This window comes from Sphingopyxis sp. SE2 (assembly GCF_032227185.1).
In the GTDB taxonomy this organism is placed as follows: domain Bacteria; phylum Pseudomonadota; class Alphaproteobacteria; order Sphingomonadales; family Sphingomonadaceae; genus Sphingopyxis.
Genome location: NZ_JAPMXW010000001.1, coordinates 2,844,031 through 2,868,405 on the forward strand (window position 1 = coordinate 2,844,031; position 24,375 = coordinate 2,868,405).

Here is a 24,375-nt window from a genome sequence, read left to right on the forward strand (position 1 = left end):
GGTTGCGAGCCTTTGGCTCGCAACCCCTCATCCAAGTCCGCCTAGCCGCTTCGCGGCAAGGCTACCTATCCTTCTCCCCCAAGGGGAGAAGGTCTTCGTCACCCAATCTCACCCCTCAGCTCGTCGATCAAAGCCTTTACCTTGGGCAGGCGCTCTTCCTCTTCGTCCAATATCGCGTGGAACGCGCGGCGCTTGATCGCTTTCAACTCGTCCGCCGCCAGCGCGCCGTCGCCGGTCACGCTCGACGCAACGATGTCGATGAGCCGGTCGGCGCCGTGGAGCCGCCCCCACAGATAATCATTCTCGCGGTAGGCGCGGCTGAAGAAGGCGCCGAAGCTGTTGAACTCGACCCCCTTGAGCATCGCCGCGGCGCCGCCGGTGCGGATCGCGGTCGCGTCCGACGGCGAGATGCGGTCGATCTTGATCGGGTCGAACTCGTCGAACCCCTCCCCTTGCAACAGCGGCAGGGTCGCGATGTCGTAAAAGGGATAGCCGAGATAGGCGAGCAGCAGCGTCCGCCGGTCATCCTTGGGCAAGAGCGCCAGCGCCTCGGCCATCAGCGCGTCGGCTTCGGCATCGGCGCCGATCAGGTCGCGCCGTTCGCCGATCGCGTCGATCCACTCGCCCCGTCCGGCTTCGGGCGATATATCGAGATCGGCGAACCAATTGTCGCCCTCGCGTTCAAGATAGAGGCCGAGCGCGGTGTAGATGGCATCGCGCATCGCGTCGCACGCCGGATCGCGCGTGTCGCGCTTCGCCTCGACCACGCGGTCGAGTTCGCGCGCGAGGAAACGAAGCCGCCGCACGCGAAAGCCGAGGTCGTGGCTGCGAAAGAAAGTGACAGCATCGTCGCTCGCGCCCGACCCGCGCTTGCCCGAAATGCGGTCGAGCCCGCGCGCGCGGACCTCGTCCCACATCGCGTCGCGCCGGTTGCGGCGATGGATGTCGCCCTCGGCCGGGGCGAGCCGGTCGACCAGCGTCACCAATTCCTCGACCACCGCCGATAATTTGAGATGACCATAGGGCGCAAAGGCAAAGCCCGCGCGCGCCGCCGCCTGGTCCTGTGCCTTCGCGCGCCATTTCCGGAGCCGGACGGGCGTCGGCGTGTCGAGGAAAAAGGTCGTACCGAACAGCGCCGCGACCTGTTCCTCGACCTCGACCTTCATCGCATCGACGATGCGCTGCATGCGGCGGATCCGCCGCGACATGCCCTCGATCGCCTCGACGTTGTCGCGGATCGGCTGCTCGCGCGGAATCTCCGACAGCGCGCCGAGGATCGTCGAGAGGAAACCCGGCAGCTTCGGCGCTTCGCCTTCGGCGACCTCGCCCGGCTTGCCGAAGCTGATCGAGCGATAATCGGGCTTGGGGTCGATATAGACGAAGCGCCGGTCGATCTCGCGCCGCGCCGGCCGCTGCTTGAGCGCGGCGATCGCGGGACGAAAGGGCGCGTTGGCGAGCACCGATCCGTCGATGAGCACGCGGTCGGCGGGATCGGCCTCGCCGCTCGCCGGAAGCTGCCGAGCGATGAAGGCGTCGCGCCCCGGCCAGTCGATCCCGCGCTTCTCGAGCACCCGGTCGAGTTCGCGGAGCGTGAAGGGTGGAAAGGCGCCCGGAAAGCTCGCCGTCGCGCGCGCCGCGGCGGTGAGCGCGGGGACATCGTCGAGGCGCTTTCCGGTGCGGCGGTCCTCGCGGAACCGCATGATCAGCCGGTGCTCCTGCTCGGTGACGCGCGGCGGGCTGTTGAGCGACAAGGGCGCGCTGTGCCCGGCAAAATCGGTCACCGACACGAACAGGTCGACGGGCTGTCCGGCGGGAACGAGCGGCGGCCCCTTGGGTGCCGCATCCATCGCGTCGAACGCGTCGAGCAGCAAGTTCGAGAAGATCGCGCCGCCAAAGGGCGGTTCGAACCAGCGCGCGCGCACGAAACGCGACAGCTTGGCGCGCACCTCGTCCTGCGCGGCTTCGCCCACCGTGCGGTCGATGACGTTGCCGCGCCGTTTCATCGCCCATCCCGCGATCGGCACCGCCCAGAATTTCGTCGCCGCCGACAGCGCGCGCGCGTCGGGATCGAGCAGCCGGTCGACATCGGCGCCGTCGAGCCACAGCCCGGTGAGCGGATCGAGCGACTGGCCGGTGGCGAGCGCCCGCGCCAGGAAAATGCCGTTGATCCCGCCCGCGCTCGCTCCGGCGACGATATCGGCAAGGACGCGGAGCTTGACCCCGCTCTTTTCGGCGATGTCCGCGAGCAAGTCGTGATAGACGCCGCAGGCGCCCGAAGGGGGCGCCTCCTCATGAAAGGCGCGCGACGCTGCCGCAAGCCGCCATATCTCCTTGGTGATGCCGTGCATGTAAACGGCAAGGCTGATGCCGCCGTAGCAAATCAGGGCGAAGCGCAGTTCCTTTTCCCGCATGAGCCGGGTGATAGCGGGGTTTGATGCGCCGCGTCACCCCTTGCGGGGTGATCAGGCGATCCTCCCTGGCTGCAGGCATGGGGAGGTGGCAACGGCACAGCCGCTGACGGAGGGACCAATGGCGCACCGTCGCGGCCCCTCCACCGCCTTCGGCGGTCCCCACCCCACGGCTTCGCCGCAGGGAGGATCCTGAGCAAATAACCAACCCCCGCTTGCCCGCCCCCACCAAAATCGCTTGCTTTTGAGAATGTGTCGCACTAGCGGGCGCTCCGAAACAGGAGTTCATGATGAATCGCAAATTCGCTCTCGCCGCGCTTGCCTGCACGGCGCTTTCCTCGACCGCCTTCGCGCAGGACACCGCGCCCGCCGACACGGCCGGGAGCGAAGACGCGATCGTCGTCACCGCCGCGCGCACGATCCTGCCGCCGAACGCGCTGCCGCTGACGATCGAGGTGATCGACAAGGAGACGCTCGACCAGCAGATCGCGATTTCGGGTTCGGTGACCGATGCGGTCGCAACGCTGACTCCCAGCTTCTCGCCGACGCGTCAGAAACTGTCGGGCGCGGGCGAGACACTGCGCGGTCGTTCGCCGCTCTATGCGATCAACGGCATCCCGCAGTCGACCCCGCTGCGCGACGGCAGCCGCGACGGTTTCACCATCGACGGCTTCTTCGTCGATCGGGTCGAAGTCCTCTTCGGATCGAACGCGTTGCAGGGGATCGGCGGCACCGGCGGCATCGTCAACCAGGTCACCGTCGGCGCGCCGACCGAAGAGGGCGTATCGGGCCGCGCGCTGCTGCAGGCGACGGCCGACAATGAATTTTCGGACGCCGGCATGGGCGGCAAGGCCGCGGGCCTGATCCAGTACAAGGCCGGACGCTTCGACGCCTCGGTCGGCGCGGCCTATGAGCTGCGCGGCCTGTTCCGCGACGGCGAGGGCCGGCCGGTCGGCATCAACCTGACGCAGGGCGAGACGATGGATTCGAAGGCGCTCTCGCTCTTTGGCCGCTTCGGCTATGCGGTGACCGACACGATGCGGCTCGACCTGATCGCGAGCCGTTTCGAGCTCGAGGGCGACGGCGATTATGCCCCCGTCGCGGGCAACAAGGCGGCCGGCCTGCCGACAAGTGCCGAACCCGGCACACCGCCGGGCGTTCCGGCGACCAATCGGACCGAAAGCGTCGCGTTGTCGCTGACCGACACCGACCTTGGCGGCGGTAATTTCGTCAGCCAGATCTTCTGGAACCGCAGCCGCGACACCTTCGGCGGCGAACCCAATCCGATCGCCAGTTTCCAGGACCCCGCGATCGCGCCGGTCGGCACATTGCTCGACCAGTCGCAGAATCGCAGTCGCAAATTCGGCGGCAAGATTAGCTATGAGCGCGCGGTCCCGGGCTTCGAGGCGCTGACGCTCGTCGCCGGCTTCGACGCGCTGTGGGACGAAACCGAACAGCGGTTGATCGCGACCGGTCGCGCGTGGGTTCCGCCGACGAAATTCCGCAGCTTCGCGCCCTTCGGCCAAGCCAATCTGAAGCTCGCGGACGGCCTCGTGCGCCTCGCGGGCGGTGCGCGCTACGAGAATGTGAAGATCAAGATCGACGATTATCGCACGCTGGCGGCAACCACCTTTGTCGCCTGCCCCGCGCCGCCGGCGGTGCCGACGCGGCCGTGCGGGCTCGCCTCCTATGGCGGCGTCGCCGTCGCGGGCGGCAGCCCCTCGTTCGACGATGTGCTGCTGAACGGCGGCGCGATCGTCGAGCCGGTCAAGGGCATCCGCGTCTACGCAAGCTATGCCGAAGGCTATACCGCGCCCGACGTCGGCCGCATCACGCGCGCAGTGAAGGCGACCGGCGTCGACATCGACGATTTCCTGAACATTCGTCCGATCGTTTCGAACAATCGCGAGATCGGGGTCGAGGTGAAGCGCGGCCCGCTCGACGCCAGCGCGACCTATTTCTGGTCGACGAGCAAGGAAGGCCAGCTGCTGATCGCGCGGCCCGACGGGATTTTCGACGTCGTCCGCCAGCGCGTCGAGATCGAGGGGATCGAAATCAACCTCGCGGTCAGAATGCCGATCGACGGGCTGACGCTGTCGGCGGGTTATGCGCATCTGAACGGCCGGTTCGACGATGACGAGGACGGCACCGTCGATACCGACCTCGACGGCGCGAACATCTCGCCCGACCGGCTCAACCTCGCCGCAGCCTATGCCGGCGGCCCGGTCTCGGCGCGGGTGCAGACGCAATTCTACCTCGCACGCACCTTCCGCGGCGCCGGGCGCGACCCGCGCAACGACTTCGGAGGCTATAATCTCACCGACGCCATCGTCCGCTATCAGACGAGCCTCGGCGGCGTGAGCCTCGCGGTGCAGAATCTGTTCGACAAGCAATATATCAGCTACGCGAGCGACACCCAGCGGCCGACCGACAATTTCTTCAATTTCGCCGGACGCGGGCGCACCTTCACGCTCGGCTGGGATTACCGCTTCTGATGATGAAACTGCTCGACACGCTGCATCGCTGGACGGGGGGCCTGATCGGCCTCGTGCTCGCGCTGCTCGGCCTGTCGGGCACGATCCTGCTCTACGAGCATCTGTGGATCGGCGTGCCGGGGACGGGCGATCCGCTGCGCGGCGACCTTGCTACGGTCGCGGCGGCCACCGAAAAGCTGATGGCGATGCCGGGCGCGCAGGGCATCATCTATGCCGACGAGCGCTTCGGATTGCATCAATTGCGTTTCGAGGAAGGCGCGGGCGCCTACGCGCGCCAGTCGGGCGAAATCGCGGCGCGCTGGGCGAGCCAGTGGGAACGCCCCGAGCTCTGGATCTTCGATTTCCACCACCATCTGTTCGCAGGCGACAATGGCGAATGGGTGATCGGCATCGCGGGACTGGCCGGGCTCTTCTTCGTGATCAGCGGCGCGATCCTGTGGTGGCGCACGCGGGGGACCTTCCAGCTCCGCCTATGGCCCAAGCGGATGAGCCGCCCCGCGGTCGTGATGCACCACCGCGACCTCGGCATCATCGTCGCGCCCTTGTTGCTGATCTCGATCGTCACCGGCACGATGATGATTTTCCGCCCGTTCGCGATGGTGATGATCGCGCCCTTCGGCTCGCCCGCCGCGGCCGCGAAGGCCATGGAGCCGCCGAAATATGAAAGCGGCCCGCTCGCCGAAAAGCCCGACTACACGGCCATGCTGACCGAAGCGCGCCGCCGTTTCCCCGACGCCGAGTTCCGGATCCTCAGCCTGCCGCGCAAGGCGGGCGACCCGATCGGCCTGCGCATGAAGCAGCCCGCCGAATGGCTGCCCAACGGGCGCACGACGCTCGCCTTCGACGCCGCGACGGGCAAGATGCTGGGCGCGCGCGACGCGCTCGCGCTGCCGAGCGGCGCGCAGGCATTCAACAAGGCCTTCCCCATCCACGCCTCGAAGGTCGGCGGCTGGATGTGGCGCATCATCTTGACGATCTCGGGCGTATCGCTGACGCTGCTCGGCAGCCTTGCGGTGTGGACCTTCTGGTTCAGGCGGCCGAAGCCCGCGAAGCGGACGGCGAAGAAGAAGACGGTACTGGCTTCGACATAAGCCCGAAGGCGCCCTCACGTTGCGGGGGAATGATGTCCGAAGCCGGCCGATAGCCGTTCAGAATTGATACGCGAGCCCCCCACCGAAGAGCCACTGGTCGGCGCTGCCGACGTCCGCCACGATCGGCGATTTCGCGAAGCGCGAGGCGATGCGGCCATATTGCGCACCGCCGATCAGCGTGAACCCCTTTCGCAAATCGCCCGACAGCGAATAGGCGCCCGCGATGCCGAGCGTATATTTGCCCGCGGTCGCCTTGCGCCCCGCGCCGTCATAGACGGGAAGCCCGCTCGCGGCGCTGTCTTCGGCGTCGATGTCGTAATAATAGCGGCCGAAGCCCTTGCCATAGAAATTCACCGACGCCGAAACGCCGATATAGGCGCGTTTCGACAGCGGCGTGCCGTAATCGATCGTCGGCGAGGCGGTCCAGCTGCCGTGGCGCCCCGAAACATCCTTCGACGCCGACATGCGGTAACCGATCTGGTCATATTTGCTGGTGAGCACGCCGGTCTGGGTAACCCCGGCGAACAGCCCGAGTTCGACCGCGACCTTGCGCTTGCCGAGCGCCGCGACCTGCGGATCGTCGATCTTGCCGCTACGGTCGCCGCGCAGGCTGATCGTCGGGCCGAATTTGAAATCGGTCTTTTGCCCCCGCCGCTGGCGGATCAGGTCGACCACGAGATTGGTGCCGCGCGTCGAAAAGGAAAAGCCGCTTACCCGCCCGCGAAAATAAAAGGCGGGCAAGGTGCGGCGATCGTCCGAGCCACTATATTTCGGCGTGTTCAAAACGCCCACGGCGACCGCGAAATAGTCGCGCGACCATTTGCGTTCGGGGTCGTCGTCCTGCGGCCGCGCGGGGGGCAGCAGGATATTCTCGTCGATCTCGGTGTTCTGGAAATAGGCCGCCTGTTCGTCCTCGCCGGTGGCGAGCGTCGTGTCGGCGCTGGCCGGCAGGTCATAGGGAAGCGCGGCATCCTCGGCGGCGGCGGGCGCGGCTAAACCGGCGAGGATAAAGACAGCAAGCGGAGGGAGCGATCGGGCCGGACGGGCCAAGCGGAACAACACGGTCAAATTGGGCATAAACATCCGCCTATATTTTCTTGTCTATACCCCTCTTTACGGGGGTGTAAGTAAATGACGCGCCTTTGCAACGGCTTCGTCTTGCGGAGGGACGCATTTCGCCGCATGTGGCTTTCATGTCACGACGCTCCTTCGCCGCTTTCATATGCGCCCGCAGCGCCATTGGTTCCCTTGGGCGCGCCCGGGTTTCGTGCGCATGAGCCGGATTCCGCGCCTGATCGGCTATGGCTTCATGGCAGCGGCGGCGCTGCTGGCGGCGGTGATGAAGAAGGAGGGGGTCGAGACGATCGGGCCGCTGCCCGCCGTCGCGGTCGCGCTGTTTCTCGGCATGGTCGGGGTGATGCTGGTGTTCACCGACCTGATGGTGCGCGGACTCTATGCGCAGGTCGATGCCGCCAAACGGCGCGAGGAAGGCGATTGACCCCCCTCCACTTGCGGGAGGGGTCGGGGCTTGTCGCATCGCTACCCCTCCCCGCTGCGACTAGCGAGCAAGCTCGCAAGTCTCGCTGCCGCTCCCGCAGGCGGGAGGGGATAAGATTGGCTTTTCGTTCGACACTCTCAGCGGTACCCTTTATGACGGCGCGATGACCGACCGTCCGCATACGCCGCTGCTCGACACGGTGGATGTCCCCGCCGACCTCCGCAAGCTGAAGCCCGAAGACCTCCGCCAGTTCGCCGACGAGCTGCGCGCCGAGATGATCTCGGCGGTCGGCACGACGGGCGGGCACCTTGGCTCGGGGCTCGGCGTCGTCGAGCTGACGACCGCGCTCCATTATGTGTTCGACACGCCGCGCGACAAGATCGTGTGGGATGTCGGCCACCAATGCTATCCGCACAAGATCATCACCGGGCGCCGCGACCGCATCCGGACATTGCGGACCGGCGGCGGGCTGTCGGGTTTCACCAAGCGCAGCGAAAGCGAATATGATCCGTTCGGCGCGGCGCACAGCTCGACCTCGATCAGCGCAGCATTGGGCTTCGCGGTCGCCAACAAGCTGACCGGCGCCCCCGGGCGCGCGATCGCGGTGATCGGCGACGGGTCGATGTCGGCGGGCATGGCCTATGAGGCGATGAACAATGCCAAGCAGGCGGGCAACCGGCTGATCGTCATCCTGAACGACAATGACATGTCGATCGCGCCGCCCGTTGGAGGACTCTCGGCCTATCTGGCGAAGCTGGTGTCGTCGCGGCCCTTCGTCGAGCTGCGCGAGATCGCGCGGCGCTTTGCGCGCAAACTGCCCGAGCCGCTGCACAAGGCGGCGAAAAAGACCGACGAGTTCGCGCGCGGCATGGCGATGGGCGGCACGCTCTTCGAGGAGCTCGGCTTTTATTATGTCGGTCCGATCGACGGGCATAATCTCGAGCATCTGATCCCCGTGCTCGAAAATGTCCGCGACAGCGAACATGGCCCGGTGCTGATCCACGCGGTGACCAAGAAGGGCAAGGGCTATGCCCCCGCCGAGGCCGCCGCCGACAAATATCATGGCGTCCAGAAATTCGACGTGATCACCGGCGAGCAGGCGAAGGCGCCGCCGGGGCCGCCCGCCTATCAGAATGTCTTCGGCGAAACGCTCGCCAAGCTCGCCGAGAGCGACAAGCGCATCGTCGCGATTACCGCGGCGATGCCTTCGGGGACCGGCGTCGACAAATTCGCGAAGGCGCATCCCGAGCGCAGCTTCGACGTCGGCATCGCCGAACAGCATGCGGTGACCTTCGCCGCGGGGCTCGCGGCGCAGGGGATGCGTCCGTTCGCGGCGATTTATTCGACCTTCCTCCAGCGCGCCTATGATCAGGTCGTGCATGATGTGGCGATCCAGAATCTGCCGGTGCGCTTCGCGATCGACCGCGCGGGACTCGTCGGCGCCGACGGCTCGACGCACGCGGGCTCGTTCGACGTCACTTATCTGGCGACGCTTCCGAACATGGTGGTGATGGCGGCGGCCGACGAGGCCGAGCTGGTCCATATGACCTATACCGCGGCCGAATATGACGCCGGCCCGATCGCCTTCCGCTATCCGCGCGGCAACGGCACGGGCGTGGCGCTGCCCGAGGTTCCCGAGAAGCTCGAAATCGGCAAGGGGCGCGTCGTGCGCGGCGGCAAGACCGTCGCGATCTTCTCGCTCGGCACCCGGCTCGCCGAGGCGCTGAAAGCCGCCGACACGCTCGAAGCGCGGGGTCTGTCGACGAGCGTGATCGACCTGCGCTTCGCGAAGCCGCTCGACGAGGAGCTGATCCGCAAGACGCTCGCCGCCCATGAGGTTTGCGTGACGATCGAGGAAGGCAGCATCGGCGGGCTCGGCGCGCATGTGCTGACGCTCGCGAGCGACGAGGGACTGATCGACGCGGGGCTGAAGCTGCGCACGATGCGCCTGCCCGACGTGTTTCAGGATCAGGACAAGCCCGAGCTGCAATATGACGCGGCGGGGCTCAACGCGCCGCAGATCGTCGACACGGTGCTGAAGGCGCTGCGCCACAACAGCGCCGGTGTCGAAGAGGCGGGCGCGCGGGCTTGAACGGCTGGTGGTTCGCCGCCGGTTGCGTCGGGCTATATCCGCTGCTGTGGGCATTCACGGCCCGAAAATGGAAACGACATGCGGTTGCGCTGGCGGCTCGGCGCGAGAATGTCGGGCGCGAGCAGTTCCTTGCCATGCTGGCCGGCGATTGCGAGCGCGACGTAGCGGAGTTTCTCTGGGACGAGTGGCTGTCCGAATGGTCCTATTGGCAGGATGGCCTGACCCCGCATCCCGACGACGATTTCCTGAAGGACCTGCCGATCGACGATGAGGGGCCGCAGGACTGGCTCGAGCATTATTGCGACGGCCGGGGGCTCGAATGGCGGCGCTGGACGAATTGGGACCAGAGCCAGCCGACGACGGTCCGTAATTTCGCGCGCTGGCTTTCCAATGGGCCGGCGTCGCCAGTCGCGGACGTCGCCGCATGAACTTCTTCAACCTCCTGCAATCGCTCGACGAGCTGCTGTGGTTCGGTTTTTTGCAGACCGCCTGGTTCAACCAGCATCTGAAATGCGGGCGGCTCAAAGCGTTCGGCCACGCGTCGCGCGCGATGGCCGAGAGCCTCGCCGCGATGCTCCTGCTGTCGAGTTTGTTCAGCTAGCCGACCGGGACGATCGTCGCCTGCGCGATCGCGCAGCGGCGCGGTTCTTCGCCGTCGCTTTCGGCCCAGACGTCGGCGCGCACGATCGCCTGCCGCTTGCCCGCCTTGACCACGCTGCCCTTCGCGCGCAGCCGGCTGCCTTGCGCGGGGGCGAGGAAGTTGATCGTATAGCTGCCGGTGACGACGTCGCCGATCACGCTCGACGCCGCCCAGGCGCAGGCATTGTCGGCCATCAGCCCGACGATCGCGCCATGCGCATAGCCGTGATGCTGGGTCATGTCGGGGCGCAGCGCGAGCAGCAATTCGGACTCGCCATCGAAGCAGCGCAGCGGTTCGACGCCGAGGAAGGCGGTGAAGCCCGAGGCGTCGACCGCGACACTTTTCATATAGGCGACGGCTTCGTCGTTATTGGCGAATCGGTGGCCGCGCATGGGAGAGCATCCTATTAGTCTGTAACGCAGACTTTATCGCCGGTTGCGCCGCATGGCGTCAAGTCTTAAATCCAGACTTATGAAGGACTATGTGCCCTCGCGTTCGCCCTGCGCCGTCGGCCGCGCGTCGCGGCTGCTCGGCGACCGCTGGGTGCTGCTGATCCTGCGCGAAGCGTTTCTGGGGATCGATCGCTTCGAGGATTTCCTCGGCCGGCTCGACATTTCGCGCGCCGCGCTGACCTCGCGGCTCGGCTGGATGGTCGCGGCCGGGGTCCTCGAACGCGTGCCGCCCGAGGGCAAGCGCGCGCTGTACCGCCTCACGCCCGCGGGCGAGGCCCTGCGCCCCACCTATGACGCGATCAAGGCGTGGGGAGATATATGGCTGCCGCGCGCAGGAGAGGCGATGGGCGATGGAGACATGTCGATCTGAGGTCGGGTTCGACCGGAAGGCGCCGTTGATCCTCCCTGTGCCGCAGGCATGGGGAGGTGGCAGCGCCCTTCGACTGCCTTGCAGGCGCTCTGGATAAACTGCGCCTTCGGCGCAGCGCTGACGGAGGGGCCATGGCGCGAGGTTGCCGCCCCTCCACCTTCGCATGCGGCGCCTCGCGGGAAGCAACGCGCCCCGCGCGTTGCTTTTACCCCGCTCGCTCCCCCTCCCCATCGCTGCGCGACAGGGAGGATAGATTCCCCGCCGTCATCCCCGACTTGATCCGGGATGACGAAGTTGGGTTGAACGCCTTACGCGCCCGGAATCGCCGCCTGCGCGTCGCGGCCGTCGCCTTCGGGGGCGGCGAGGATGTCGCGGACGACAAGGCCCTTGTCGACGACCTGCGTGCCGGGGCTGCCGACTGCGCTGCGGATGCCGGGGTCGGCGCGCTGGCCGTCGGCGGCGCCGATGATCTGCGTCTCGCTCGCGCTGCGCGGCGCGGCGCCGCCGAAGAGCGCGCGCAGCGTCTGTTCGGCGGTCGATTCGCCGCCGGGGCGTGCGGTGCCCGGCGCGGGCGGGGTCAGCGCGAAATCGGGCGGCACGACGAGCGGCGCCTGACGCGACACCATCATCTCGTCGGGGCGGTCGCGGCTGAACAGGCTGTTCGACCCGCAGGCCGACAGGGTGATGGCAAATATCGAGGCTGCCAGGATGGCGGTGGTCCGGTTCACGTCAAAAAACTCCTATGCGCCCCGTTTACTCGGCGGACGGCGTGGCGTCCGCGGCTGGGGCCTTTTCGCCCAAGAGCAGCGCGCGCGCAACCAGCAAAAGCACGCCGAGCGTGATGCACGCATCGGCGACGTTGAAGATCATGAAGGGGCGGAAATCGCCGAAATGCAGGTCGGCGAAGTCGACGACATAGCCGAAGCGCACGCGGTCGACGATATTGCCGAGCGCGCCGCCGAGGATCATCGCGAGCGCGATCACATCGCCCTTTGCCTGTTCGCGCGTCATCCAGAAGGCGACCGCGGCGGCGACGATCCCGGTCACCGCGACGAGCGTCCAGCGCGTCGTGTCGGTGCAGCTCGCGAACATCGACAGCGAAATGCCGCAGTTTTCGGCCCAGGTCAGGTTGAAAAAGCTGGTGAGCTCGATCTGCCCCTTGGGTTCGAGCGACAGCGGGACGGTCACGACCCACTTGGTGATCTGGTCGAGGATGAAGGCGACCGCGGCGAAAATCAGACCGAAGCGCAGATAGGGCGAACGTGTGCTGCTCATGCCGAGGTCAATACCGTGTCGCAGCGATTGCACAAGCTGCCGTCGGTTTCGACCTCGGGCAAGTGGCGCCAGCAGCGGCCGCATTTGTGGTTGGTGGTGGGGGTGACCGCAATGCCTTCGATGCTTTGATCTTGGCGAACGGTCCCGCTGATAAAGATTTCGGCCAGCTCGATATCGCTATGATCACCGGCGGCAACTGGAGTGTCCCCACCTAATACGACTTCCGCCTCTAGGCTTGAGCGTACGATCTTTTCGCGCCGCAGCGGCTCAATCGCTTCCGTAACCTGCGCACGGGCGGCCCGGACTCGCCCCCATTTTTGTTCGATATAGTTGGCGCCATCCAAATCCTTCGCGCCAGCATCCTCTTCAGGAAGGGTAGGAAGCACTGGCCATTCGAGCAGATGCACGCTGCCCGCTTCCGGATAGCGCGTCCCCCACACCTCTTCGCTGGTGAACACCAGCACCGGCGCGGCGTAGCGGATCAGGGCGTGGAAAAGGATGTCGAGCACGCTGCGATAGGCACGGCGCGTGTCGGTGCCGAGCGGCGCGGCGGGGCCGAGGTCGCAGTAGAGGACGTCCTTGCGGATGTCGAAATAGAAGGCCGACAGGTCCTCGTTGCAGAAATCGGCGAGCAGGCGCGTGTAGCTGTTATAGTCGAAGTCATCGACCGCGCGGGCCATCTTCGCATCGAGATCGGCGAGCAGGCTGAGCATGTAGCGTTCGAGCTCGGGCATCGCCGCGACGTCGGTGATGCGTTCCTCTTCGGTAAAGCCGTCGAGTGCGCCCAAAAGATAGCGGAAGCTGTTGCGCAGCTTGCGATATTGGTCGGCGACGCCGGCAAGGATTTCCTTGCCGATGCGGTGATCCTCGGTGAAGTCCACGCTCAGCGCCCAGAGGCGGAGGATGTCGGCGCCATAGTCGCGCATCAGGTCGATCGGGCTGATCGTGTTGCCGAGCGACTTCGACATTTTGAAGCCCTTGGCGTCCATCGTGAAGCCGTGCGTCAGCACCGCCTTGTACGGCGCCTGTCCGCGCGTGCCGCAGCTTTCCAGCAGCGACGACTGGAACCAGCCGCGATGCTGGTCGCTGCCCTCGAGATAGAGGTCGGCGCTGTGGGTGCCGCCGTCGTGGCGGACGAGCGCGGGCCATTTGCCGCTCTCCAGTACGAAGGCGTGGGTGCAGCCCGAATCGAACCAGACGTCGAGAATGTCGGTGATGCGCTCGTAATCGGCGGCGTTGTACGCGTCGCCGAGATATTCCTGCGCGCGCGCGTCCGACCATGCATCGACGCCACCCTCGCGCACCGCCGCGACGATGCGGTCGTTGACGAGCGGGTCGTTCAGATATTGCCCGGTCTTGCGGTCGACGAACAGCGTGATCGGCACGCCCCACGCGCGCTGGCGGCTGAGCACCCAGTCGGGGCGGTCCTTGACCATGCTGCCGATGCGGTTTCGGCCCTTTTCGGGGACGAAGCGGGTGCGGTCGATCGCGTGCATCGCGGCCTGCCGCAAGGTCGGGGCGTCGCACAGGCCTTCCTCGGCCGGGTTGATCGCGCCGCCTTCGCTTTCCCAGCGCTGCTCGCGCGGCGCCTTGGGCTCGATGTGGGTCATGACCTTGTCCATCGGCACGAACCATTGCGGGGTGCAGCGATAGATGACCTTGGCTTTCGAGCGCCAGCTGTGGGGGTAGCTGTGCTTATAGTCGGCACTGGCGGCGAGCAGCGCGCCGGCGTCGCGAAGGTCGGTGCAGATCGGGCCGTCGGGGGCGTTGAACTTGGGGTTGATCACGGATCCCTGGCCGCCGAGCCAGCCCCAGTCTTCGCGATATTTGCCGTCGCCCTCGACCGCGAACACAGGGTCGAGCCCGTTCGCCTTGCACAGGTCGAAATCATCCTCGCCATGGTCGGGCGACATATGGACGAGCCCGGTGCCGCTGTCGGTGGTGACGAAATTGCCCGCGAGGAAAGGGCGCGGACGCGCGAAGAAGCCGCCGAGCGCGTGCATCGGGTGGCGCGCGATGGTGCCTGCGAGGTCGGAGCCTTTAATAGTGCCAACTTCCTCAACTGGCCCTTCGACCGCGTAGGAGCGGGGTTGTTCGGGCACCTCACCCAGAATTTCTGAAAGGGAGGGTGATTGTCCGCAACGCACGAGGAATGCCTGATACAGTTCTTCGGCTACGAGGCACCGTTTGCCGTGCGCGACGACCAGCCGATATTCGATCTCCGGCCCATAGGCCAAAGCCTGGTTGACCGGGATCGTCCACGGCGTCGTCGTCCAGATCACCGCATAAGCGCCGACCAGTTCGGCGATCGGGCTCTCCGTGATCTCGAACGCGACGTCGATCTGGGTCGAGACGATATCCTCATATTCGACCTCGGCCTCGGCGAGCGCGGTCTTTTCGACCGGCGACCACATCACCGGCTTGGCGCCGCGATAGAGCATGTCGTTCGCGGCGAATTTGAGCAGTTCGCGCACGATGGTGGCCTCGGCCGCATAATCCATCGTCAGATACGGATGGTCCCAGTCGCCGCCGATGCCGAGGCGCTTCAGTTGTTCCCTTTGGGTGTCGACCCAGTGCTGCGCATAGGCGCGGCACTCGGCGCGGAATTCCTCGACCGGAACCTCGTCCTTGTTGAGCTTTTTCTTGCGATACTGCTCCTCGACCTTCCACTCGATCGGCAGGCCGTGGCAGTCCCAGCCGGGCACATAGGGCGAATCCTTGCCCTTCAGCGTCTGGGTGCGGACGACCATGTCCTTGAGGATATGGTTGAGTGCATGGCCGATGTGCATGTCGCCATTGGCATAGGGCGGGCCGTCATGGAGGATGAACTGGTCGCGGCCCTTGCGCGACGCGCGAATCTGCCCCTCGAGATCGCCCTCGAGCCATTTCGCCAGAATCAGCGGTTCCTTCTGCGGCAGGCCGGCCTTCATCGGGAAGTCGGTCTTGGGCAGGAAGACGGTGTCGCGGTAGTCGCGCTGCTCGGTTGCGGGCGTATCGGTCATGGTGCGCGGCGCTTAGCGCAGATTCGGGCGGGAGCAAAGCTTATGGGCGCAAGACGTGACTCCCGCCCATTCGTCATTCCGGACTTGATCCGGAATCCATCCCAGCCTCGCTGCATGGACCCCGGATCAAGTCCGGGGTGACGAACAAAATCACACGTCCTCGAGCCGCGCTTTCGCCGCGTCGCAATCGGCCGCGATCTGCGCCATCAACGCGTCCATGCTGTCGAACTTCGCCTCGGGCCGGATGAAGGCATGGAAGGCGACGTCGATTTCCTGCCCATAGAGATCCTCGGCGAAGTCGAAGAAATGCGGTTCGAGCAACTCCTTCGGCGGGTCGAAGCTCGGACGGATGCCGAGGTTCGCGGCGCCCTTCAGCATGCGTCCGTCGGCAAGCCGGCCGGTGACGGCGTAGATGCCGTAGCGCGGGCGCAGATATTGCCCCATTTCGATATTTGCGGTCGGGAAACCGAGCAGGCGGCCGTTCTTGTCGCCGTGCTGGACGGTGCCGCGCACCGTGAAGGGACGCGTGAGCAGGCGCGTCGCGGTTTCGCAGTCGCCCCCCTGCAGCGCCTCGCGAATGCGGCTCGACGAAATGACTTCCACCGCATCGTCGACCGGCGCAACCATTTCGGTGAAGAAGCCGAGGCGGCGCGCATGGTCGGCGAGCGTGACGACATTGCCGCCGCGGCCCTTGCCGAAGACGAAGTCGGCGCCGGTGACGACCCCCGCGGCGCCATAGCGATCGAGCAAAAGCCCGGTGATGAAATCCTCTGCCGTCGTGCCCGCGAGCGCGGCGTCGAAGGGGAGGACGAGCATCGCATCGGCGCCCGCGGCGGCGAACTGTTCCTGCCTTTGGTCGAGCGTCGTCAGGCGAAAGGGCGGGACGTCGGGTTTGAAGAAGCGCACCGGATGCGGGTCGAAGGTCGCGACGATCGCGGGAAGTCCCTCGTCCTTCGCATGATGGACCGCGCGGCCGACGACCGCCTGATGCCCGGCGTGAAAGCCGTCGAAATTGCCGAGCGCAATCACCCCGCCGCGCAAGGCCCCCTCGATGCGCTGGTGGCCGTCGAGGCGGATCACAAGCCCACCTCTCTCCGTTTGTGCTGAGCTTGTCGAAGCACCGTTCTTTCTTCTTTCGAGGTTGAAAGAAAGAACGGCCCTTCGACAAGCTCAGGGCAAACGGTTTTTGAGGTAGGGGTCATGGCGTAGGCGGAGTCTGCGGAACAAGCCCCGCCTTGAGCACGCGGACCGCGTTGCCGCCCATGACGGCGCGGATTTCGTCGTCGGAAAAGCCCGCGTCGATCAGCGCCTGCGTGACCTGAACGAGCTTCGACGTGTCGAAGCGCACCGTGGTGGCGCCGTCATAATCGCTGCCGAGCGCGACATGCCGGACGCCGACGAGATCGCGGACATGCTTCATCGCTTTCGCGATGCTCGCGGGCGAGGTGTCGCAGACCGCGGCGTCCCAATAGCCGATGCCGATCAGCCCGCCGGTCGCGGCGACGCCCCTGATCTGCTCGTCGGAAAGGTTGCGGTTGACCTTGCACGTCGCCTGCACCCCGCCGTGGCTCGACACCACCGGGCGGTGCGCTATTGCGAGGATGTCGGCGACGCAGGCGGCCGAGCAATGCGCGATGTCGACGATCATGCCCTTCGCCTCCATCGTTTCGACGACCTGCCGGCCGAGGGGCGTGAGCCCGCCCTTTTTCAGTCCGTGCATCGACCCCGCGAGGTCGTTGTCGAAGAAATGGGTGAGCCCTGCCATGCGGAAGCCGGCGGCGTAGAGCTTGTCCAAGTTGGCGAGCCTGCCTTCGAGGACGTGCAGCCCCTCAATGCTGAGCATCGCGCCGACGGGCAGCGCATTGCCGCCGCGCGCGGCGAGCAACGTGTCGATATCCTCGGGCGCATCGACCGCGCGCAGCTCGCCCGCCGAATCGGCGACGGCGCGGTGGAGCTTTTCGGCGTGCCACAGCGAGCGTTCGAGCAGCGAGTTCCAGGTGCGGATTGGCTGGAGCTGCGCGATCACGAGGCTGGTTATATTGTCGGTGTCCCCGCTATTCGCGTCGTAATTCTGCCCCTTGGGCGACTTGGTCGTGCTGGCGAGGATTTGCAGCGCGACATTGCCGTCCTCGAGCCGCGGCAGGTCCATATGGCCGCGTGTCGCGCGGTCGAGGATGCTGCGCTTCCACAGCAACGTATCGCTGTGCAGGTCGACGATCGTCAGCGTCCGGTGCAGGGCCTTGGCGCGTTCGCTGACCGTCGGCAGCGGCTTGCCGTCGATCTGGTTCGTGCTGCGCTCGATCATCCCGGGGGCAAGCGCGAAGAAGGCGAGCGCCGCGAGCGCAACAACGAGCAATATGCCGATCAGCCAGCGACGCATGCCTATTTCCTTGTCAGCGTGACGAAACTGTAGGCCGGACGGCCTGCCTCGTCGGCCGGATGGTCCTCGCGCGCCGTCTCGCGCCAGTCTGCGGCGGGGGGATAATCGATGCTCGCGTCGCCTTTCGGTTCGAGCGCGACCTCGGTCAGCTCGATGCGGTCGGCGAGCGGAAGGAAAAGCCGGTAGATTTCGGCGCCGCCGATCACCATCACATGCGGCGCGTTGGCAAGCCTCAGCGCCTCCTCGATCGTGCCGACCGGCTCGGCGCCTTCGTCCTGCCATTCGGGATCGCGCGTGATGACGATGTGGCGGCGGCCTTCGAGAATCGCAGGCAGGCTGTCGAAGGTCTTGCGCCCCATGATCATCGGGCGGCCCATGGTGAGCTGCTTGAAGCGGCGAAGGTCGGCGGGCAGGTGCCACGCCATCTTGCCGCCGGCGCCGATCACGCCATTGGCCGCGCGGGCGAGGATTAGCGTAATCTCGGGGCGATTCATGCGGGAGAGGCTCCAACCCATGTGGCGTGGCCAAGTTTGCGCCCCTCGCGCACCTCGGTCTTGCTGTAATGATGGACGTGGCAATTTTCGTCGGCGAGCAGCGCGGGGATATCCGCGATGCCGGCGCCGATCAGGTTGCGCATCGTGACGGGCAGCGCCCGCGTCGCGGTGCTGCCGAGCGGCAGACCCGCGATCGCGCGGATGTGATTTTCGAACTGGCTCGCGACCGCGCCCTCCATCGTCCAGTGGCCGCTGTTGTGGACGCGCGGCGCCATCTCGTTGAACACGGGGCCATCATCCGTCGCAAAAAACTCGCCGGTGAGCACGCCGACATAGTCGAGCTCCTCGGCGATTTTCGCCATCAACGCGCGCGCTTCGTCCTGCTGATCCAGGACGATTTGCGGCGGCGGCAGGCTCGATGTGGCGAGGATGCCGCCCTCATGGACGTTGACCGGCGAGTCCCAGAAGCGCACCTCGCCGTCGATGCCGCGCACGAGGATCACCGAAAATTCATGTGCGAAGGTGACGAAACCTTCGAGCACCGCCGCGTGGCGGCCGATGCCGTCCCATGCCGCGTCGGCGTCGGCGGGCGTCAAGATGCGCGCCTGCCCCTTGCCATCATAGCCCATGCGCACCGTCTTGAGGATCGCGGGCGCGCCGACTTGTTCGAGCGCCGTATCGAGCGCGGCACGGTCGGCAACCGCGGCGAAGGGCGCGGGGCGGCCGCCGAGCCCGGCGACGAAAGTCTTTTCGGCGAGGCGGTCCTGCGCGATTTCGAGCCCCGCCGCGCCGGGGCGCACCGCGACATGCCCCGACAGGAAGCGCACCGTGTCGACCGGCACATTTTCGAATTCATAGGTCACCGCGTCGCACGCGGCGGCAAAGGCCGCGAGGCGCGGTTCGTCGTCCCACGCCGCCTGGCTGTGGTGCGCGGTCACTTCGGCCGCGACGCTTTCGGCGTCGGGGGCGTAGATATGGACCTTGTAGCCGAGCTGCGCCGCCGCGAGGCCGAGCATCCGGCCGAGCTGGCCGCCGCCGAGGATGCCGATCGTCGAACCGGGAGGTAGCAAGTTGGGGTCCTAGCCTTCGCGAACGGGAACGGGGGCGACGCTGTTCGTCTGCGCCTCGCGCCAGCCGTCCAGCTTGTCCGCTAGGCCCGCATCCTCGTTCGCGAGCAACGCCGCGGCGAAGAGCCCGGCGTTGGTCGCGCCCGCCTTGCCGATCGCGAAGGTCGCCACCGGAATGCCGCCGGGCATCTGGACGATCGAATAAAGGCTGTCGACGCCGCTCAGCACCGCCGACTGGACGGGTACGCCGAGCACGGGAACGCGCGTCATCGACGCGACCATGCCGGGCAGGTGCGCTGCGCCGCCCGCGCCCGCGATGATCGCCTTCAGGCCGCGCTCCGCCGCACTTTTGGCATAGGCGACGAGGCGATCGGGAGTGCGGTGCGCCGAGACGATCTGCACCTCGTGCGCGATGCCGAATTCCTCGAGGATCTGGACCGCGTGCGCCATCGTCGGCCAGTCCGACTGGCTGCCCATGATGACACCGACTTGCGGTGCGTTGTCGCCCATCACCCTGTCCCTCCTGCGGCGGCATGAATCGCCGCCGCCTTCCCCCTAGCGGTTGCGCTTCGTGCGGGCAACGTCGTGCAATTGATGTCGGGCGCGTTTACCGATTGGTATCAAGTCGCGGCTAGGGTTGCCGCATCATATCCGCCAGCATCGGGCAGGCGGAGGGGTAGGGCGCGCCGGGGACAAGGCATGGATAGCATAGGGGGGGCACGGATCGCGGTCGACCAGTTCGCCGCCGTACCCGTTGACTCCATCGAGGACCAGCTGCGTGAAATACGCCGGGAACGCGACGCCTTGCGCCGCGAAAACCGCGTATTGAAGATCGCCGTCGCCGAGCTCGAACGCGTGTCCGAGCGCGACACGCTGACCCCGCTGTTCAACCGCCGCTATTTCCTGACTGCGATCCATCACCGCATGGCGCGCTTCGAACGACACGCCGAGCGCGCCGCGGTCGTGTTCATCGACGTCAACCAGCTCAAATATATCAACGACAATTTCGGCCATGCCGCGGGCGACTTCGCGCTGATGGAAATCGCCAAGCGGCTCGCGGGCTCGATCCGCGCGACCGACGTCGCGGCGCGCATCGGTGGCGACGAATTCGGCCTGATCCTCGATCAGTCGAGCGAGGACGGCGCGCGCGCGCAGGTCACGCGGCTGTGCGACGTGCTGACCGCGGCGCCCGCGCATTATGACGGGCACGAGATCGCCCTGTCGGCCTGTTTCGGGGTCGCGATGCTCCAGACCGGAATGAACGAATCGGACATTTTGGCGGCGGCCGACCGCGACATGTATCGCTGCAAGCAGGGACAGGGCGGACCCTTGGGCCACCGCTAATGGGGCACCGCTAACCGCGCGTTAACCAAAAAAGCGCATCTTTCCCCGACGACAGGGGGTGGACGATGCGAAACCAGACCGACCCATATCTCGACATACAGAACCGGATCACCGGCCAGATCGGCGCGCTGGCCGAAGCCTTGCCGAATTGCGCGCTGGCGCAGATCGTGCAGGGGATCGACGATATTCGCTGCCTCGCGCGCGACAACGGCTTCGCCGCGGTCGAAACGCTGGCGAGCCGGCTCGAATCGGCGGTGGCGGGCGGCGGCTATCGCGCCGCGATCCTGACCTATCTCGACGCGATGAGCGACGCCGCGCAGGCGCCGCGCGGACCGATGCCGGCCGCCGCGCACGAGGCGTGGCTGGCATCGGTGGCGAGCCGGCTCGGGCATTGACCCCGCACGCCTGACGATCCAGATCCGACGTCATGGACGCAATCATGCTCGCGCTGGTGGCGGTGCTGCTCGCCAATGCCGACGGGCGCAGCGGAATCGCGCTGTCGCGGCTGGTCAGCGCGCGCAGCGACCGGCGCGCCACCGTCGGCATCGCTTTCGGCGCTTTCATCGTCAACGCGATCGTCGCCGCGATCGCCGGGGCGATCGCGAACCGGATGATCGGTCAGGGCGTCGCCGCCCTGCTCGTCGCGCTCGCGATGCTGTCGGCCGCGGTGGCGCTATTGTGGCCGATGAAGCCCGCTCGTGAGGAAGGAGACGGCGACGCGCCGACGGCGCTGTTCGCGGGACGGATGCTCGCGAACCAGTTCGGCGACCGCAGCCACTTCCTGATCGCGGCGCTCGCCGCGACCAGCGGCGCAGGACAATGGGCGGCGGCGGGCGGGCTCGTCGGCTGGACGCTGTCGATGCTGCCGTTTTTGGCATTCGGCCCCGCGCTAGCCGAGCGGCGCGCGGCGCGCGGCCTGCGCTGGGCGGCGGCGGCGATCCTGGTGATCTGGGGCCTGCGCACCGCGCTCGGCGCCTTCGGGCTGATCGGATGATCGATCGATTAGCGTGAGTTTCATCGTTTTTGTCGATGATGCTCATCCGAAGCTTCAATGGGAAAACCTCCCGTGGCTTCGCTATATCGGCGGGGCAACAGAAAGGATGCTCCCATGTCCGAGAAGAACAACAATGCTCCCGCCGTCGCCGACGCGCTCAACGCGCTGCTCGCCGACAGCTTCGCCCTCTATCTCAAGACCAAAAATTATCACTGGCACGTTCAGGGCCCGCGCTTTCGCGAGCTGCACCTGCTGTTCGACGAACAGGCGGCGCAGATTTTCGCGACGACCGACCTGATCGCCGAGCGCGTGCGCAAGAATGGCGCGCCGACGCTGCGTTCGATCGGCGATATCGGCCGCCGCGCGTCGATCCGCGACGACGACAGCGCGGATGCCGATGCCGAGACGATGATCCGCAGGCTGGCCGACGACAACAAGCTGCTGCTCGGCCAGCTCAAGGAGGTGAAGGCAACCGCCGAAGCCGATGGCGACATCGCGACCAGCGGGTTGGTCGACGGCTGGGCCGACGAAACGCAGCAGCGCATCTGGTTCCTCGAGGCGACGCTCGGTTATTGAGCCCGGATGGACCTCCCCGGTGCGGGAGGGATTTCGTCCCGCTTTGGGGGTGGGGAGCTGCCGTTGCGGCAATTTGGCCCCTCTCCTTCAGGGGAGCGGCTTTCTTCTCTCAATGGCAGCAACCGGCCGAAAGCAGTCGCTCCGTACCAACCAAGGAAAAGGGCCGCGAATTGCTTCGCGGCCCCATCCATTTTTGCCTGACGGCTTCCGATCAGAAATCAGAAGACGCGTGCATATTGTTCGTTGCCGACGAAGCCGAGCTTGCCGACGCCGCTGCGCTTGATCACCGCCATGACATTGTCGACGACGATATAGCGCGCATAGGGGTCGGGCTGAACCTGCAGTTCGGGTTCGACCGGCAGCGCCTTGGTCTGTTCCAGATATTGCGCCAGCTGCGCGAGGTCGACCGGCGTTCCGTTCCAGGTGATCGTCCCCGCGGGGTCGATCATCACCTTGTTCTTCTCGGGGTCGACATTGCTCTGGCTGTCGGTCGGGACCGGCAGGTCGATCTTCACCGCGTGGGTCTGGACCGGGATGGTGATGATGAACATGATGAGGAGCACGAGCATGACGTCGATAAGCGGCGTCGTGTTCATGTCCATCATCGGTTCATTTTCGTCCCGGTCTCCAACTGCCATGGACATGCGATTATTCCTTCATTCCTAAACGGAAGGCCGCCTTAGAGGCGACCCACCGTGCCCGAGCCAGGAGCCGGTTCGGAAATGAACCCGATCTTCTGGAAGCCGGCATATTGCATCGTATAGATCACGCCGCCGATGCACTGGTACGGCGTGTTCACGTCGCCGCGGATATGCACTTCGGGGAAGTTCTCTTCGGTGATGTTCTGAGGCCCGCCGATATCTTCGAGCAGCTTTTCGAGCTTTTGCTGCCCGCGTTCGAGCAACTGCCGCGAATCGACCGGGGTCTGGCCCCAATAGACTTCGCACGCGCTGCTGTCGGCATTGGGCTCGCCATCGCCGTCGGTGTCGGCCGAACGGATCGACAGCAGCACATTTTCAGGCTTCGTCGTCGTCGGCTCGAAGACCACGTCGGGCAGCTTGAGGTTCACCGTCTCCAGCACCACGGGAACCGTGATGAGGAAGATGATGAGCAACACAAGCATGATGTCCACGAGCGGGGTCGTGTTGATTTCGGACATCGGGGCGTCTTCACCGCCACTGTCGCCTACACTCATCGCCATAGGATTAGCATCCTGTCACAAAATTACTGTCATGGACCTGAGGGTCGTCGCGCCACCGGCGCTGCGCCCTTGTCCAGCGGACCCCGCCCGTCGCCACGCGGCGACAAGGCGGGGATCCAGGAACCAATCAGGCCTTCTTCGGCGCGGCGGCCGGAGCGGCGGCCTTTGCCGGAGCAAGCGACGCCGGCTTCACCTGGCCGTTCGACATGATCGAGCCGAGCACGTCGTTCGAGAAGGTCGACAGACGGCGGGCGATCGCCTTGTTGCGGCTCTGCAGCCAGTTGAACGCGAGCACCGCGGGAACCGCCACGATCAGACCGATGGCGGTCATGATGAGCGCTTCACCGACCGGACCGGCGACGGTGTCGATCGACGCCTGACCCGACGCACCGATCTTCACGAGCGCGCGAAGAATACCGATAACGGTACCGAACAGGCCGACGAACGGCGCGGTCGAACCCACGGTCGCGAGGAAGGCGAGGCCCGAATTGAGCTTCGAGTTGATGTGGTTCTGCGAACGCTCGAGCGTGCCGTGCATCCAGTCGTGGGCTTCGACGGGGTCGGTCAGCTTGTTATGCTCTTCGTTGGCGCGCAGACCGTCTTCGACGACCTGACGATAGGCGCTGTTCTTTTCGAGCTTCGACGCGCCGTCGGCGAGCGTCGGCGCGCGCCAGAAGTTGGCGTTGACCGCCTTGCCCTGGTTGATCACCTTGTTCTGTTCGAACAGCTTGGTGAACAGGATGTAGAGCGTGCCGATGAACATGATCAGCAGGACGAGGAAGGTGACCTGCGACACGATGCCGCCTTCGCAGAGCGCGGGGACGAGACCGTAGGGGTTCTGGCCTTCTTCCTTCACGCACATCGATGCGGGCATCAGGCTCATGCCTGCGTCGTGAGCGGCAGCCGGCGCCGCAGCGGCGGCATTTGCGATCAGATTAAACATATAGGAAATTCCCTCTCAAAATATTCAAAATCGAAAACGGTGGTCCGGCGCCG

Annotated in this window: 25 protein-coding genes; 11 read left to right on the top strand and 14 right to left on the bottom strand. The window is 66.0% G+C overall.

All coding sequences use genetic code 11. The features are described from left to right. Window positions 1-98: 98 nt before the first annotated feature. Complete coding sequence (locus OVY29_RS13540; protein ID WP_037555422.1) at window positions 99-2,411, bottom strand: patatin-like protein; 2,313 nt, start codon at window positions 2,409-2,411, stop codon at window positions 99-101. A gap of 287 nt (window positions 2,412-2,698) precedes the next feature. Between OVY29_RS13540 and OVY29_RS13545 the strand changes: the two genes are divergently transcribed. Both OVY29_RS13545 and OVY29_RS13550 read left to right on the top strand, forming a co-directional pair. Next, window positions 2,699-4,903 carry a TonB-dependent receptor gene (locus OVY29_RS13545; protein WP_313912064.1) on the top strand — a complete coding sequence of 735 codons (2,205 nt, stop codon included), beginning with the start codon at window positions 2,699-2,701 and terminating at the stop codon, window positions 4,901-4,903. A 2-nt stretch (window positions 4,904-4,905) separates the two neighbouring features. After that, window positions 4,906-5,994, top strand: coding sequence for a PepSY-associated TM helix domain-containing protein (locus OVY29_RS13550; RefSeq protein ID WP_037555464.1), 1,089 nt, complete (start codon window positions 4,906-4,908; stop codon window positions 5,992-5,994). A 57-nt stretch (window positions 5,995-6,051) separates the two neighbouring features. Here the strand turns inward: OVY29_RS13550 and OVY29_RS13555 are convergent, their stop codons facing one another. After that, window positions 6,052-7,071, bottom strand: coding sequence for a MipA/OmpV family protein (locus OVY29_RS13555; protein WP_313911576.1), 1,020 nt, complete (start codon window positions 7,069-7,071; stop codon window positions 6,052-6,054). Between the two features lie 196 nt (window positions 7,072-7,267). Here OVY29_RS13555 and OVY29_RS13560 point away from each other — a divergent pair, with 196 nt between their 5' ends. From OVY29_RS13560 to OVY29_RS13575, 4 genes are all read left to right on the top strand, one after another. Further along, complete coding sequence (locus tag OVY29_RS13560) at window positions 7,268-7,492, top strand: hypothetical protein (RefSeq protein WP_152567612.1); 225 nt, start codon at window positions 7,268-7,270, stop codon at window positions 7,490-7,492. Between the two features lie 163 nt (window positions 7,493-7,655). Further along, the gene (gene dxs, locus OVY29_RS13565) at window positions 7,656-9,584 is read left to right on the top strand and encodes a 1-deoxy-D-xylulose-5-phosphate synthase (RefSeq protein ID WP_037555424.1); all 1,929 of its coding nucleotides are present in this window, start codon (window positions 7,656-7,658) and stop codon (window positions 9,582-9,584) included. Continuing rightward, the gene (locus OVY29_RS13570; RefSeq protein ID WP_037555425.1) at window positions 9,581-10,012 is read left to right on the top strand and encodes a hypothetical protein; all 432 of its coding nucleotides are present in this window, start codon (window positions 9,581-9,583) and stop codon (window positions 10,010-10,012) included. Before dxs ends, OVY29_RS13570 begins: the two co-directional genes overlap by 4 nt. Further along, window positions 10,009-10,185 (top strand): hypothetical protein, encoded by a 177-nt coding sequence (locus OVY29_RS13575; RefSeq protein ID WP_161786546.1) that lies wholly within the window; start codon window positions 10,009-10,011, stop codon window positions 10,183-10,185. The genes OVY29_RS13570 and OVY29_RS13575 overlap by 4 nt, the downstream gene beginning before the upstream one ends. Here the strand turns inward: OVY29_RS13575 and OVY29_RS13580 are convergent. Next, complete coding sequence (locus OVY29_RS13580; RefSeq protein ID WP_037555426.1) at window positions 10,182-10,616, bottom strand: PaaI family thioesterase; 435 nt, start codon at window positions 10,614-10,616, stop codon at window positions 10,182-10,184. The genes OVY29_RS13575 and OVY29_RS13580 overlap by 4 nt on opposite strands. A gap of 79 nt (window positions 10,617-10,695) precedes the next feature. Here OVY29_RS13580 and OVY29_RS13585 point away from each other — a divergent pair, with 79 nt between their 5' ends. Next, on the top strand, window positions 10,696-11,046 hold the full coding sequence (locus OVY29_RS13585; protein ID WP_052182245.1) for a winged helix-turn-helix transcriptional regulator: 351 nt from the start codon (window positions 10,696-10,698) through the stop codon (window positions 11,044-11,046). A gap of 308 nt (window positions 11,047-11,354) precedes the next feature. Here the strand turns inward: OVY29_RS13585 and OVY29_RS13590 are convergent, their stop codons facing one another. From OVY29_RS13590 to purE, 8 genes are all read right to left on the bottom strand, one after another. Beyond that, window positions 11,355-11,774: a DUF3035 domain-containing protein gene (locus tag OVY29_RS13590; RefSeq protein WP_037555427.1), complete on the bottom strand. Its 420-nt coding sequence runs from the start codon at window positions 11,772-11,774 to the stop codon at window positions 11,355-11,357. Window positions 11,775-11,799: 25 nt separating this feature from the next. Next, window positions 11,800-12,321 carry a signal peptidase II gene (gene lspA, locus OVY29_RS13595; protein ID WP_037555428.1) on the bottom strand — a complete coding sequence of 174 codons (522 nt, stop codon included), beginning with the start codon at window positions 12,319-12,321 and terminating at the stop codon, window positions 11,800-11,802. Beyond that, window positions 12,318-15,323, bottom strand: a complete 3,006-nt coding sequence (ileS, locus tag OVY29_RS13600) for an isoleucine--tRNA ligase (RefSeq protein WP_037555429.1) — start codon at window positions 15,321-15,323, stop codon at window positions 12,318-12,320. Before ileS ends, lspA begins: the two co-directional genes overlap by 4 nt. Before the next feature lie 150 nt (window positions 15,324-15,473). After that, window positions 15,474-16,403, bottom strand: a complete 930-nt coding sequence (locus OVY29_RS13605) for a bifunctional riboflavin kinase/FAD synthetase (protein ID WP_052182246.1) — start codon at window positions 16,401-16,403, stop codon at window positions 15,474-15,476. Between the two features lie 118 nt (window positions 16,404-16,521). Next, entirely contained in the window at window positions 16,522-17,703 is a 1,182-nt protein-coding gene (locus OVY29_RS13610) for a dipeptidase (protein ID WP_037555430.1), read from the bottom strand. 2 nt (window positions 17,704-17,705) lie between these two features. Continuing rightward, window positions 17,706-18,197 carry a dihydrofolate reductase gene (locus OVY29_RS13615; RefSeq protein WP_037555431.1) on the bottom strand — a complete coding sequence of 164 codons (492 nt, stop codon included), beginning with the start codon at window positions 18,195-18,197 and terminating at the stop codon, window positions 17,706-17,708. Further along, on the bottom strand, window positions 18,194-19,267 hold the full coding sequence (locus tag OVY29_RS13620) for a 5-(carboxyamino)imidazole ribonucleotide synthase (protein WP_037555432.1): 1,074 nt from the start codon (window positions 19,265-19,267) through the stop codon (window positions 18,194-18,196). The genes OVY29_RS13615 and OVY29_RS13620 overlap by 4 nt, the downstream gene beginning before the upstream one ends. Before the next feature lie 9 nt (window positions 19,268-19,276). Then, window positions 19,277-19,774, bottom strand: a complete 498-nt coding sequence (purE, locus tag OVY29_RS13625; RefSeq protein WP_037555433.1) for a 5-(carboxyamino)imidazole ribonucleotide mutase — start codon at window positions 19,772-19,774, stop codon at window positions 19,277-19,279. A 189-nt stretch (window positions 19,775-19,963) separates the two neighbouring features. On the opposite strand from purE, the gene OVY29_RS13630 reads away from it, so the two are divergent. The 4 genes from OVY29_RS13630 to OVY29_RS13645 all read left to right on the top strand — a co-directional run bounded on the left by OVY29_RS13630 (window position 19,964) and on the right by OVY29_RS13645 (window position 22,178). Then, window positions 19,964-20,608: a GGDEF domain-containing protein gene (locus OVY29_RS13630; protein WP_037555434.1), complete on the top strand. Its 645-nt coding sequence runs from the start codon at window positions 19,964-19,966 to the stop codon at window positions 20,606-20,608. A 65-nt stretch (window positions 20,609-20,673) separates the two neighbouring features. After that, the gene (locus tag OVY29_RS13635) at window positions 20,674-21,003 is read left to right on the top strand and encodes a hypothetical protein (protein WP_313911577.1); all 330 of its coding nucleotides are present in this window, start codon (window positions 20,674-20,676) and stop codon (window positions 21,001-21,003) included. A gap of 32 nt (window positions 21,004-21,035) precedes the next feature. Beyond that, window positions 21,036-21,602, top strand: coding sequence for a TMEM165/GDT1 family protein (locus OVY29_RS13640; RefSeq protein ID WP_037555436.1), 567 nt, complete (start codon window positions 21,036-21,038; stop codon window positions 21,600-21,602). A gap of 114 nt (window positions 21,603-21,716) precedes the next feature. Continuing rightward, on the top strand, window positions 21,717-22,178 hold the full coding sequence (locus tag OVY29_RS13645; RefSeq protein WP_037555437.1) for a Dps family protein: 462 nt from the start codon (window positions 21,717-21,719) through the stop codon (window positions 22,176-22,178). A 218-nt stretch (window positions 22,179-22,396) separates the two neighbouring features. Here the strand turns inward: OVY29_RS13645 and OVY29_RS13650 are convergent, their stop codons facing one another. The 3 genes from OVY29_RS13650 to OVY29_RS13660 all read right to left on the bottom strand — a co-directional run bounded on the left by OVY29_RS13650 (window position 22,397) and on the right by OVY29_RS13660 (window position 24,322). Next, entirely contained in the window at window positions 22,397-22,822 is a 426-nt protein-coding gene (locus OVY29_RS13650; protein ID WP_037555438.1) for an ExbD/TolR family protein, read from the bottom strand. 35 nt (window positions 22,823-22,857) lie between these two features. Next, complete coding sequence (locus OVY29_RS13655; protein ID WP_037555439.1) at window positions 22,858-23,379, bottom strand: ExbD/TolR family protein; 522 nt, start codon at window positions 23,377-23,379, stop codon at window positions 22,858-22,860. A 127-nt stretch (window positions 23,380-23,506) separates the two neighbouring features. After that, window positions 23,507-24,322, bottom strand: a complete 816-nt coding sequence (locus tag OVY29_RS13660; protein WP_313911578.1) for a MotA/TolQ/ExbB proton channel family protein — start codon at window positions 24,320-24,322, stop codon at window positions 23,507-23,509. Window positions 24,323-24,375 lie beyond the last annotated feature (53 nt).